The sequence below is a fragment of the Exiguobacterium sp. s89 genome (genome assembly GCF_018617735.1).
In the GTDB taxonomy this organism is placed as follows: domain Bacteria; phylum Bacillota; class Bacilli; order Exiguobacteriales; family Exiguobacteriaceae; genus Exiguobacterium; species Exiguobacterium marinum.
In genome coordinates this window covers 989837-1002769 of sequence record NZ_JACSKS010000001.1, presented here as the reverse complement: position 1 = coordinate 1002769, position 12933 = coordinate 989837, and the positions used below count along the sequence as shown (strand labels likewise).

Here is a 12933-nt window from a genome sequence, read left to right as displayed (position 1 = left end):
GTGCTTGTGTCTCGGTCTTTTCTGTGTGAATAGGGGGGGAACCGTATGAATAAAGTAGAAGCGATGATGTTGCTCGAGAAGATCGCGCAATATATGGAAATCAAAGGGGAGAACCCGTTTAAAATCAATGCGTTCCGTAAGGCTGCGACAGCGCTCGAGAACATGGACTTTGAACTCGAGGACATCGAGGATTTGACTTCAGTCTCAGGAATCGGAAAAGGAACGGCCGCCGTCCTTGAGGAGTATCGAGACACAGGACGTAGTGAAGTACTCGAAGCGCTGCAGGAAGAGATTCCGTTCGGTTTGATGAAGCTCTTGAAGATTCAAGGGCTTGGCGGGAAGAAACTCGCGAAACTCCGTGAGGTCGGCGTCGTCGACTTGGAGTCGCTCATCCGTGTACTCGAAGACGGGACAGCGGCATCACTACCCGGGTTCGGTGCGAAGAGTGTCGAGAAGCTGCTCGCCGCAGCGAAAAACCTTGAGTCGCGTCCGGAACGATTAGCGTATGCGGTCATGCGACCGATCGTCGAAGAGATCAATGACGTGTTGAAGAAAGAAGAGCTCGTCTTGCGTCATTCGGTCGGGGGAAGCTTCCGCCGTGCCGAAGAGACGTGTAAAGACCTTGACTTCATCATTGCGACCGAGGAGCCGATTGCGCTGCGTGAGAAACTGCTCGCCCTTCCGTTCATCAACGAAGTGATTGCGGCAGGTGAGACGAAAGTCTCGCTCGTCCTCGAACGTGAGGAGATGGTGTCGGTCGACTTCCGTATGGTCGAGCCGGGTGCGTTCGCTGCCACGCTTCATCATTTCACAGGTTCAAAAGACCACAACGTCCGTATGCGCCAACTCGCGAAGGCAAAAGGGGAGTCCATTTCCGAATATGGGGTCGAGACGGCAGATGGGTTGTGGCAACCAAAAACAGAAGAAGAACTGTTCGAACGGTACGGTCTCCCATTCATCCCGCCTGAACTTCGGGAAGGACATGCTGAGTTCGAGCACGACTTATCGAAGCTCGTCACGCTCAAGGACATCAAGGCTGACGCGCACATGCACACGGTCTGGTCGGACGGGAAGTTGACCGTCGACGAGATTGTCGTGGCGATGAAAGGGCGCGGCTATGAATGGATGGCCATTACCGACCACGGGAAATATTTGACGTTCGTCAATGGGTTGACGGAGGAACGACTCGAGGCACAAGGGGAAGAGATCCGGGAAGCCGCGAAGACGCACGACATGAAGGTGTTGCGAGGCGTCGAGATGGACATCCGTCCTGACGGGACGCTCGACTATGAACCCGAGTTTTTAGAGACGCTCGACTACGTCGTCGCTTCCATCCATTCGAAGATGGACCAATCCGTCGACGAGATCATGGCACGTCTCGAGAACGCCTGCCGTTCCCCGTACGTCAACGTGATCGCCCATCCGACAGGTCGACTCATCGGTCGACGCGACGGCTATCCGATTGACGAGGACAAGTTGATCGCACTCGCCAAAGAGACGGGGACGGCGCTCGAGTTGAACGCCAACCCGAACCGCCTCGACCTGACCGCATCTACGCTTAAGAAGGCGAAAGCTGCGGGAGTCAAAGTGATGATCAATACCGACACGCACCACCCAGATATGATGGAAGACATGGCACTCGGTGTGTTACACGCACGGAAAGCCTATCTCGAACCATCGGATATTATTAACTGCTTCACGTTTGAGGACGCCAAGGCGTTCTTTGCGGCGAAGCGATAGAAAGGAACATGCTAGATGGACCACGCGTTACGCGTACTAGAATATGAAAAATTACGCCAACAGCTTGCCGGTCACGCGGCGAGCTCGCTCGGGAAAGACTTGGCGCTGAAGATGCAACCGGACTACTCGTACGACCGGGTACTCTCGAATTTGAACGTGACAAAAGAGGCGACCGAGGTCGTTCGTCTCCGTGATCGTCTACCCCTCGGTGGGCTCACGGACGTCCGTGCGGAAGTGAAGCGCGCCGCTATCGGCTCGGTCCTCTCGACGAGCGAATTGCTCGCCGTTGCTGCTGTCATGTATGGCGGTCGCCAGGTGAAAAACTTCTTCGAGAAACTCCATGAGGACAATGAGGAGATTCGAATCCCGCGCCTTGATGAGTATGCGGACAAATTGACGAAACTTATCGAAGTCGAACAATCGATTCGCCATGCGATCGACGACCAGGGGACGGTCCAAGATTCGGCGAGCTCACAACTCCGTGGGCTCCGTACACAGCTTCGGAGCTATGAAGGGAGCGTCCGTTCACGAATCGACAATATCCTTCGCAATAACGCGAAAATGCTCTCAGATGCTATCGTCACGATTCGAAACGACCGTTATGTCGTGCCGGTCAAACAAGAGTATCGCCAGGCGTTCGGCGGAATCGTCCATGACCAGTCAGCTTCCGGTCAGACGCTCTTCATCGAACCGCAAGCGATTGTCTCCATCAACAACGAGATTCAAGAAGTTCGTCTGAAAGAACGTGCGGAGATCGATCGAATTTTGAGCGCGCTCTCGAACGAGGTCGGTGGGGTCCATGATGCCATCATGACGAATATCGATGTATTAGCCGAACTCGACTTCATCTTCGCGAAAGTCGCTTACGGACAAGAGATGAAAGCGACCGAGCCGAAGTTGAACGACAATCGAGAGATCAAATTGAAACAGGCACGCCATCCGTTCATCCCGAAAGATGAGGTCGTGCCGATCACGGTCGAGCTCGGAGAAGACTACACGTCACTCGTCATCACCGGACCAAACACCGGCGGGAAGACCGTCACGTTGAAGACGATCGGACTTCTTCAGTTGATGGTACAGTCAGGTCTTTACGTCCCGGCAGAGTTCGGGACAGAGCTTTCCGTGTTTGACGCGGTCTATGCCGACATCGGGGATGAGCAATCGATCGAGCAGAGTCTTTCGACGTTCAGTTCACACATGACGAACATCGTCGGCATGCTCGACAAGATCGACTTCATGTCACTCGTCCTCTTCGATGAGCTCGGTGCCGGGACGGACCCGCAAGAAGGGGCAGCCCTCGCCATCGCGATTCTAGATGAAGTGAAACGGCGCGGGGCACGTGTCGCGGCGACAACGCACTACTCAGAACTGAAGGCATACGCGTATAACCGCGAAGGCGTCATGAACGCCTCGATGGAGTTTGATATCGAATCGCTCAGCCCGACATACCGTCTTTTGATTGGCGTACCGGGTCGCTCGAACGCTTTCGAGATCAGCCGTCGTCTCGGACTGTCCGAGCAGGTCATCGACAAGGCACGAAGCCATGTCGGCAGTGATGCCGAGTCGGTCGAATCGATGATCAACGAGCTCGAAGCGGCGAAACAACGCGCCGAGCAGCTCGAGCAGGAACTCATCGTCAAACGCCATGACTTCGAAGAAGAGCAGGCAACGTTTGAAGAGAAGATGACCGAATTTGAGCGCGAACGCGACAACTTGTACAGTGCGGCTGAGGCGAAAGCCGAGAAGGCCGTCGAACAGGCGAAGCGTCAGGCGAACGAAGTCATCGACCGCTTGAAGAAGCTCAGGGAGCAGGGAATCGTCAAAGAGCACGAGATTATCGCAGCGAAGAAAGAACTCGAGTCGGCCAAACCGACACTTCAAGAGAAAAAGATCCAAAAAGTGAAACAAAAAGCCCAGCAACAACGTACGTTCAGTAAGGGCGAAGAAGTGAAAGTGACGACGTTCAATCAAAAAGGCTACATCGTGAAACAAATCAATGACAATGAGTACAACGTCCAAGTCGGCATCATGAAAGTGAACGTCAAAGCGGATGACCTTCAGAAGATCGGTCCATCGAAAGAGAAGTCGCTTCAGTCGAAAGGGAGCTCGCTCAAACGTCAGAGCTCGACGAAGTCTGAGCTCGACCTTCGTGGCGTCCGTGTCGAAGAGGGACTCATGCGTCTTGATAAGTATATCGATGAAGCACTCGTGTCGGGCTATGACAACGTCCGCATCATCCACGGACTTGGTACCGGGGCGATGCGTCAGGCGACACAAGAATTCTTAAAAGGACATCGTCACGTGAAGAGCCAACGCCCGGGTGGAATGGGTGAAGGTGGACTCGGTGTCACGGTCGTCGAACTGAAGTAAGGGGAGTCGGGAATGGGCACGTTAATGTTTGCCGTCATGCTGGAATCGTTCGGTCTCTATTCGATGGCAGGACTGATGATTATCGTCGGTCTGGCCATCTTCGAGGTGACGACGCCGTACAGCAACTGGCGCGAGATTCAAAAAGGAAATATCGCCGTCGCCCTCGCGACAGGCGGAAAGATTGTCGGTCTCGCCAACATCTTCCGTGTCGTCGAGAGCTATTATGAGAGCACGATTGACATCTTTGTCGGGGGTGGGTTCGGATTCGCTCTTCTTCTCGCGACCTACTGGTTGTTTGAATTTTTGACACCGACACTGAAGGTGAACGATGAGATTCAAAAAGGAAATATCGCCGTCGGATTGTTGGCATTCTTGCTGTCGATCGGGGTCTCCCTCGTCGTCGGCGCGGCATTGGTGAGGTGAAGACATGGTATACGAACGATTGGCAAAAATCTTGTTTATCGGGGCCGGGCTGTTCTTAGTGGCAGCGGCACTATGGTATATCTTTTATTGAAGAAAGTGGGAGGATCCGTTTGGATGCTCCTTTTTTGATTTCGTGAACTTTAAATATAAAATATATAGGTAATTAGGAAGGTATTTTACAATTCATGTGGGGAACCGTATATACTGAAACTAGATTTTGGAACGAGATACATAAGAAGGTTGAGGTGTAGGTCATGGCGAACGGGTCAGAAGTGTTTGAAGTCTTGATGACGAATGCAGTGAAAGTTTGTTGGTTAATCTGACACGATATTAATATGGAAACCAACTATAGAAGAACTCATACTACTGTTTCTCTAATCAATTATCACTTCGTTTTCTGTCCTCGATACAGAAGAAAGATATTCCTTCGTAACGATGTAGAAATACGTTTCAAAGGTTTGATGTCCGAAATATGCGAAGAACTGAATATCAAAATTATAGCCTTGGAATGCGATAAAGATCATACGCATATGTTCCTTAACGCCCCTCCACATTTATGTCCAACTTAGTGTAGACCATCCAACCTTAAAAAGAACCGTTCAAGGTTTCGATAGCCATAACCACGGCGTTTGAGGGATTTAAAGGTAGTTGACCCATTCGATAATGCCTCAGAAATTATGAGTGAAAAAAGAGAGTTTAGGTATTCGGTGTTTTGGGATGAAGAATATGATACTCAAATGATAGAAATGGAGCTAAGGTCAAATAGAGGTAGCTTCTCTTTCGAAGTAATAGGAAAAATGTCACTCATTGATACTGACGAATCAGAAGTACATTATGTACCCTCCTTTACTACTGGTAATGCAGTTGAGAAATTGGAAGATATACGAATTCTTGATAATGGTGGAAAACTAATACTAGCCTCTCAGTTAGCTGAAAAAGCTAAATGGTTCGAACTGAAACCTAATTTTTTCGGAATCGGTTTGAATATAAATGCAATAATTGAAAGTATAAATTCTTATATAGCTAAATTAAATGGGAAAAGATAAAAATATCATTTAATTCATCATTTGTTAAAAAATGGACGGATACTTTTCTTTTTTTCACTACGAATCTCAAAAATATAAACAATTTATATGATAGAATTGTGCTAAGTATCATTTATTTGGAGGAAGTTAAAATGAACAATCAGACTTATAATCAAATTGTTAGTTTTATATGGGGCATTGCTGATGATTGCCTTAGAGATGTATATGTGCGTGGAAAATATCGAGATGTCATCTTGCCAATGACCGTTATTCGTCGTTTGGATGCTGTTTTAGAACCAACAAAAGATGCGGTTTTACAAATGAAAAAAAGTCTAGATGAAGCTGGTGTTATTAATCAAACAGATGCTCTATGTAGTGTAGCCGGGCAATCGTTTTGTAACACGTCACCTTTCACTCTTAAAGACTTGAAATCACGTGCTAAACAGCAACAATTGAAGGCTGACTTTATTGCCTATCTAGATGGTTTTTCACCGAACGTGCAAGAAATCCTTGAAAAGTTTAAGTTTCGCAATCAGATAGATACGATGATTGAAGCTGATATCTTGGGTGCTGTTATTGAGAAATTTGTTAGTCCGACTATTAACCTAAGTCCAAAACCTGTCTTAGATGATAATGACGATATTAAAATTCCTGGACTTGATAATCATACTATGGGTGTCATCTTTGAAGAACTTATTCGTCGTTTTAATGAAGAAAACAATGAAGAAGCTGGTGAACACTTTACTCCACGTGATGTAGTAGAACTTATGGCAGACATCACCTTTTTACCGATTGCTGATAAAATCAATAACGCACCATATCTTGTATATGACGGTGCATGTGGAACGGGTGGAATGTTGACAATTGCTGACGAACGATTACACCAGTTGGCCAATGAACATGGTAAGGAGATTAACACATATCTCTACGGACAAGAAATTAACCCAGAAACATATGCTATCACTAAAGCTGATTTATTAATTAAAGGAGAATCTCTCCAGGATGATAATGTAGCTTTTGGTTCTACTTTATCAAATGATGGATATCCAACGTTAAACTTTGACTTTATGTTATCCAATCCCCCTTATGGGAAGAGTTGGAAAACTGATTTAGAGAGACTAGGTGGGAAAGCAGATATTTCAGACCCACGCTTTATTGTGAATCATAACGGAGACCCTAATTATAAAATGATACCTCGTTCAAGTGATGGTCAGATGCTTTTCCTTGCTAACAAGTTAAGTAAAATGAAGCATGACACAGAATTAGGTAGCCGTATAGTTGAAGTTCACAACGGTTCTTCTCTCTTCACAGGTGATGCGGGCCAAGGGGAAAGTAATCTTAGAAGATATATTATTGAAAATGATTGGTTGGAAGCAATCATAGCACTACCAGAAAATATGTTTTATAACACTGGAATAGCTACCTTTATTTGGATAGTTACAAATAGAAAAGCAAATCACCGAAGTGGAAAAGTACAGCTAATTGATGCAACAGGTCTGAAGAGTCCACTTCGTAGAAATCTAGGCAATAAAAACTGTGAGTTGACACCAGGATTAAGAAAACAGATTTCTGACATGCTTATCAACTTTGAAGATACAGAACACTCGAAGATATTTGATAACCAAGAGTTTGGTTACTTTAAGATAACAGTAGAACGACCATTACGTTTAAGTGTGGACTTAACAAGTGAGAGCTTGAAGAAGATATTAGAAGTATGTGAATATCAAAAAGACGCAATGCTAGCAGAAATTATCGGAAAAGCAGCAGAAAAATTCAACTATTCGATTATTCTTGACTTTAACGAGTTCATAAATGAACTAAGTGAAATTGCAAAAAGTTTAGATGAAAAATTACCTAATAAACGAATTAACTTAATTAAAAATTATATAGCACAGGTCGATGAAAATGCCGAGAAGGTAATTAAGAAAATTCACAAACCTGAAAAGTCTGAAGCAAATCCTCTAAAGGGTTTATATAGTGTTACAATTAATGGAAAAGATTATGTAGTTGAGTATGAGCCAGATGGGAATTTAAGAGACACAGAACAAATTCCATTGATGCATGAAGGTGGAATTGAAAGGTTCTTTAAGGATGAAGTACTTACTTTTGCTTCAGATGCATGGATTGATGAGAGTAAGACTCAAATTGGTTATGAAATTAGTTTTACAAAATATTTTTATAAACCTGTTCAATTACGTACTCTTGAAGAAATTGCAGCTGATATAAAAGCGCTAGAAGAACAAACCGAAGGCTTGCTTCAGGAAATCATAGGAGGTTAATATAATGCATCATAAGTTTATACCCTATGAGAAATACAAGGATGTGCCTTTACCATGGTTAGACAAATTACCAGAAACTTGGGAAGTTAAGCGTGCAAAAGCATTGTATTCAAAGGTGAATCGTCCTGTTAAAGATACAGATGAAGTGATAACCTGTTTCAGAGACGGAGTAGTAACTTTAAGAAAAAATAGAAGAACAACAGGTTTTACTGAATCCATAAAAGAAGTAGGTTATCAAGGGATTAAAAAAGGTGACCTGGTGATTCATGTAATGGATGCCTTTGCAGGAGCTGTAGGTGTGTCTGATTCAGATGGTAAATCGACACCAGTATATAGTGTCTGTGTACCTAAAGTAGATTTAAATAATCATTATTATGCTTATATAGTTAGAGAAATGGCTAAAACAGGCTTCATTCAGTCTCTATACAGAGGAATACGTGAAAGGTCATCTGATTTTAGGTTTGAAGTTTTTGCAAATCAATACTTACCTATACCAACACGGGAAGAACAAGACCAAATTGTAAAATATCTTGACTACAAGCTTGCTATAATTAATAAATTTATTACAGCCAAGAAAAAACTTATAATTGTTCTGAAAGAACAAAAACAGGCAGTAATTAATGAAGCAGTTACAAAAGGATTAACTTCCAACGTGAAAATGAAGCCAAGTGGAATTGAGTGGTTAGGAGATATTCCTGAGCATTGGGGAATAAAACCATTAAGACAATTATTAAGGCCAGTGAGTATTAAAAATAGACCGGATTTACCTTTGCTCTCAGTTGTAAGAGAAAAAGGTGTTATTTTAAGGTCGAGTATGTCTAAAGAAGAAAATCATAATTTTATTCCAGACGATTTGAGTGGCTATAAGGTAGTAAGAACTGGTCAATTTGCAATGAATAAAATGAAAGCTTGGCAAGGTTCATACGGAGTTTCTCATTATAATGGAATTGTTAGTCCAGCATATTATATTTTCGATTTAAACTTTGAGAATAAAGACTATTTTCATTATGCAATCAGAAGTAAAGTATATGTAAACTTTTTTTATCAGGCATCTGATGGTATTAGAGTTGGTCAGTGGGACCTATCGCTCGCTAAAATGAAAGAAATACCTTTTTTTGTTCCACCTGAAGATGAACAAAAAGAAATACTAGAGTTTATTCCTAAAGAGTTTAAAAGAATCGATGATGCAGTAGAAAGACTTCAAAGGGAAATCAACCTTTTTGAAGAATATCGTGGTAGGCTTATTTCAGATGTTGTCACTGGTAAAGTAGATGTAAGAAATATTGAAATAGGTGATTTCCAGTATGAAGAGCAGGAAGATATTATAGATGAAGAAATATTGGAATTGGAGGAAGTCTAAGAGGACGAGGGGTGTGGTCTAATGGCAACTAACACAAAAGAATCAGGACTTGAGACATTAATTATTAATCATCTTGTAAATCAGAATGGATATGAGCAAGGGCAAAACAGTGACTATAATAAAGACTATGCAATTGATGAGACACGTTTCTTTCAATTCTTAGAGGATACTCAAAAAGAAAAGTTGGAGATGTTGGGTATTTATAAAAGTGATAGCAACAAAGCAAAGTTATTGAATCGTTTGCAAGGGGAAATCACGAAAAATGGTGTAATTGAAGTTTTAAGAAACGGACTGAAAATCTATCCAGTGACACTAGATTTGTTTTACCTTACGCCTTCTGAAGCCAATGATGCAGCAAAAGCACTGTACAATAAAAACAAATTTAGCGTAACAAGACAGTTGATGTATTCGAGAGACAACATGAAACTTGCACTTGATTTTGTTATCTTTCTTAATGGTCTACCTATCATTACATGTGAACTTAAGAATCAACTGACGAAGCAGAATGTTGAGGATGCGGTCTATCAGTATAAGATAGACCGGGACCCTCGTGAATTACTCTTTCAATTTGGACGATGTATGGTTCATTTTGCAGTTGATGACAATGAAGTCCGCATGTGTACGAAACTTGACGGTAAGAAATCCTGGTTCCTACCTTTTAACAAAGGATATAAAAATGGAGCTGGGAATCCTCCTAATCCTGATGGAATCAAGACGGACTATCTTTGGAAACAAATTTTTGTGAAGAGTGAACTTGCAAATATCATTGAAAACTATGCACAAATTGTTGAGGAGAAAGACCAAGAAACTAAAAAGGTAAAGCGTACCCAAATCTTCCCTCGATATCACCAGTTGGCTGGTGTGAAATCTATCCTAGCTGATGTCAGTGAGAAGGGTATCGGTCAAAAATATCTTATCCAACATAGTGCAGGAAGTGGAAAATCGAATTCGATTGCTTGGCTTGCTCATCAATTGGTTTCTTTGTCAAAAGACAGTAAGAATTTTTTTGATTCAGTTATTGTTGTCACTGACCGAATTAATCTCGATAAGCAGATTAAGAATACCATTAAAGGGTTTATGCAGGTATCGAACACGGTGGGGCATGCAGAAAGCTCAGGAGACTTAAGGAAACTACTTCAAGATGGTAAGAAAATCATCATTACCATTGTTCATAAATTCCCGTACATTCTTGATGACATTGGAAATGAACACCGAAAAAACAAGTTTGCTATCATCATTGACGAAGCTCATTCTAGTCAGAGTGGAAACATGTCGGCCAAGATGAATATGGCACTTTCTGACCAATATGAAGATGCGGAAAATGAAACGACAGAAGATAAGATTTTAAAGATACTAGAGGGGAGAAAAATGCTTAACAATGCGAGTTACTTTGCATTTACAGCAACCCCGAAGAATAAAACGCTTGAAATGTTTGGTGTCCCTTATTCAAAGGACGGAAAGATTAAACATCGACCGTTCCATGTTTATACGATGAAACAAGCCATTCAGGAAGGCTTCATTTTGGACGTATTGAAAGACTACACGCCAATTAAGAGTTACTACAAGATTGCCAAGATAGTAGAAGATGACCCGAAATTTGACAAAAAGAAGGCACAAAAAAAGCTGAGAAAGTATGTTGAGTCCAATGAAAAGGCAATCGAACTAAAGTCTGAAATTATGGTAGACCATTTTCATGACCAAGTGATTGCAAAAGGAAAAATTGGCGGTCATGCTCGTGCTATGGTTGTAACTAGCAGCATTGAACGAGCCATACAGTACTATTATTCTATATCTGCTTACTTGGAAAAACGTAAAAGTCAGTTCAAACCAATCGTTGCCTTTTCAGGTGAGCACGAGTACGGTGGAAAGAAAGTAACAGAGAGTTCGATTAACGGGTTTCCTAGTAGTGAAATTGAGAAAAAACTCAAAAAGGACCCGTATCGTCTCCTAGTCGTGGCAAATAAATTCCAAACAGGTTATGATGAACCGCTTCTTCATACCATGTATGTTGATAAGATATTGACAGACATTAAAGCAGTTCAAACATTATCTCGTTTGAATAGAGCGCATCCACAAAAACATGATACATTCGTACTAGACTTTGCAAATGAAACGAATACGATACAAGATGCTTTTTCTAAGTATTATAAAACAACGGTACTCTCAGAAGAGACAGACCCGGATAAACTTAATGACTTAGATAGTGACATTAGACGTTATCATGTTTTCACAGATACACATATTGATAACCTGGTAGAGTTTTACCTCAATGGGGCAGAACGTGATAAGTTAGACCCCATTCTCGATGTTTGTGCTAAGCATTATGAAGATGATTTGGATGAAGATGGCCAAATAGACTTTAAGAGCAAGGCGAAGGCGTTTGTGCGAACATACGGATTCTTGGCATCCATCTTGCCTTATGGAAATCCTGAGTGGGAAAAACTTTCAATCTTCCTAAACTTCTTGATACCAAAGCTACCTGCACCAAAAGAAGAAGACCTATCAATTGGTATTCTCGAAGCGATTGACTTAGATAGTTACAGGGCGGAAGCACAAGCTAAAATGTCCATTGTACTAGAGGATAAGGAAGAATATGAGATTGCACCAGTACCTACATCGGCAACGGGTGGGAAATCAGAAGTAAAGTTAGACTTACTGAGCAATATTCTCGAAACCTTCCATGACCTCTTTGGAAATATTTCTTGGAGGGACGAAGACCAGGTTAAGAAACATATTGCTGCTATCCCTGAAATTGTCGCAAAAGATAAAGATTATCAGAATGCGATGAAAAACTCTGATAAGCAAAATGCAAAAATTGAGAGCCAAAAAGCCCTAAATCGAGCTGTCATTAACCTTATGTCTGACAACATGGAAGTGTTTAAGCAGTACAATGATAACGACTCTTTTAAGAAATGGTTATCAGATATGGTATTTACTCTAACATACAATACAGATGGTGATGTGTACTCCGGCAGTCCGAAAATTAGCTGATAAACGTAATGAAAGTTAATATAAATAAAGGTTTATCGAATTAAGCGCAGTACTTTCTCGTAGAAGACCTCGTATGCGGTTTCTCAGTCGCTTGTTAATCTTGGCGAGCGCGTCCGTGATTTCATCATGTATTATGCGAAGTCCTTTCCTTTTGGAAAGAACTTGTGGAGGAATCTAATGGCGTTCTCGTTTCTTCTTCGTTGCCAGATGAGTACGGATTGGCGAAATACATCGGTACTCTGAGCGTCGCTAGGACGCGCTTGTGCCCATTGAACTCTTTGAGCCGGTCAGTCGTCGCCTTCGTTTGGTCCGGCAGGGTAAGATAGAAATGGTTCTTTCCCTCGGTGAACGTCGCTAAGTATGTCTTTCATTGCCCCTGTCCGAAGAAGGCAATCGTTGATTCCCATAGCGTCTTGACGGCCTCTGGGCGTTTCACCTTCTAGCGCAGCGCAGTCGAGGACACTTCAATTTGTCCTTTAATAAATCCAACAATAGATGTTGGAGATGGCGATTTTGCTTGTGTAGAGGTGACCGCGAGTCTGTTCCAGCAATCAAGTAGCCTGCAGCTTTTTGATGATTATCCGGCGAGGTGTATCGTCGAGCTTCGTCTTGGTGCTGTAGTTGGACTTCGCCCTCTTGTAGCGTCTCTTCGTAAGTCTCGATTCGTCTCGCTGTGGGCCCTAGCTCTAGCTAAATATCTATTATAACACGTTTCATTGTGGTGAGATGGGTATAGCTCATGATA

The 12933-nt window shown here is 42.9% G+C and carries 7 protein-coding genes and 1 pseudogene; all 8 read left to right on the top strand.

Features of this window, described 5'->3' with window-relative positions; translation table 11 throughout:
- The first annotated feature begins 45 nt into the window (after positions 1–45).
- On the top strand, positions 46–1740 hold the full coding sequence (gene polX / locus KNO96_RS05120; RefSeq protein ID WP_214702516.1) for a DNA polymerase/3'-5' exonuclease PolX: 1695 nt from the start codon (positions 46–48) through the stop codon (positions 1738–1740).
- A 15-nt stretch (positions 1741–1755) separates the two neighbouring features.
- Positions 1756–4110 (top strand): endonuclease MutS2, encoded by a 2355-nt coding sequence (locus tag KNO96_RS05115; RefSeq protein WP_214702514.1) that lies wholly within the window; start codon positions 1756–1758, stop codon positions 4108–4110.
- A 12-nt stretch (positions 4111–4122) separates the two neighbouring features.
- Entirely contained in the window at positions 4123–4533 is a 411-nt protein-coding gene (locus KNO96_RS05110) for a DUF350 domain-containing protein (RefSeq protein ID WP_026826566.1), read from the top strand.
- 335 nt (positions 4534–4868) lie between these two features.
- A pseudogene (gene tnpA, locus KNO96_RS05105) lies at positions 4869–5096 on the top strand (IS200/IS605 family transposase); the annotation flags it as partial.
- A 144-nt stretch (positions 5097–5240) separates the two neighbouring features.
- Positions 5241–5579: a hypothetical protein gene (locus tag KNO96_RS05100; RefSeq protein WP_214702512.1), complete on the top strand. Its 339-nt coding sequence runs from the start codon at positions 5241–5243 to the stop codon at positions 5577–5579.
- Between the two features lie 131 nt (positions 5580–5710).
- Positions 5711–7837 (top strand): type I restriction-modification system subunit M, encoded by a 2127-nt coding sequence (locus tag KNO96_RS05095; protein WP_214700590.1) that lies wholly within the window; start codon positions 5711–5713, stop codon positions 7835–7837.
- A 4-nt stretch (positions 7838–7841) separates the two neighbouring features.
- Positions 7842–9197, top strand: a complete 1356-nt coding sequence (locus KNO96_RS05090) for a restriction endonuclease subunit S (protein ID WP_214700591.1) — start codon at positions 7842–7844, stop codon at positions 9195–9197.
- A 21-nt stretch (positions 9198–9218) separates the two neighbouring features.
- Complete coding sequence (locus KNO96_RS05085; protein ID WP_214700593.1) at positions 9219–12188, top strand: type I restriction endonuclease subunit R; 2970 nt, start codon at positions 9219–9221, stop codon at positions 12186–12188.
- Positions 12189–12933 lie beyond the last annotated feature (745 nt).

Coding starts and splice junctions, on each gene's coding strand:
- polX (WP_214702516.1), top strand. CDS start 46: ATGAATAAAGTAGAAGCGATGATGTTGCTCGAGAAGATCGCGCAATAT.
- KNO96_RS05115 (WP_214702514.1), top strand. CDS start 1,756: ATGGACCACGCGTTACGCGTACTAGAATATGAAAAATTACGCCAACAG.
- KNO96_RS05110 (WP_026826566.1), top strand. CDS start 4,123: ATGGGCACGTTAATGTTTGCCGTCATGCTGGAATCGTTCGGTCTCTAT.
- KNO96_RS05095 (WP_214700590.1), top strand. CDS start 5,711: ATGAACAATCAGACTTATAATCAAATTGTTAGTTTTATATGGGGCATT.
- KNO96_RS05090 (WP_214700591.1), top strand. CDS start 7,842: ATGCATCATAAGTTTATACCCTATGAGAAATACAAGGATGTGCCTTTA.
- KNO96_RS05085 (WP_214700593.1), top strand. CDS start 9,219: ATGGCAACTAACACAAAAGAATCAGGACTTGAGACATTAATTATTAAT.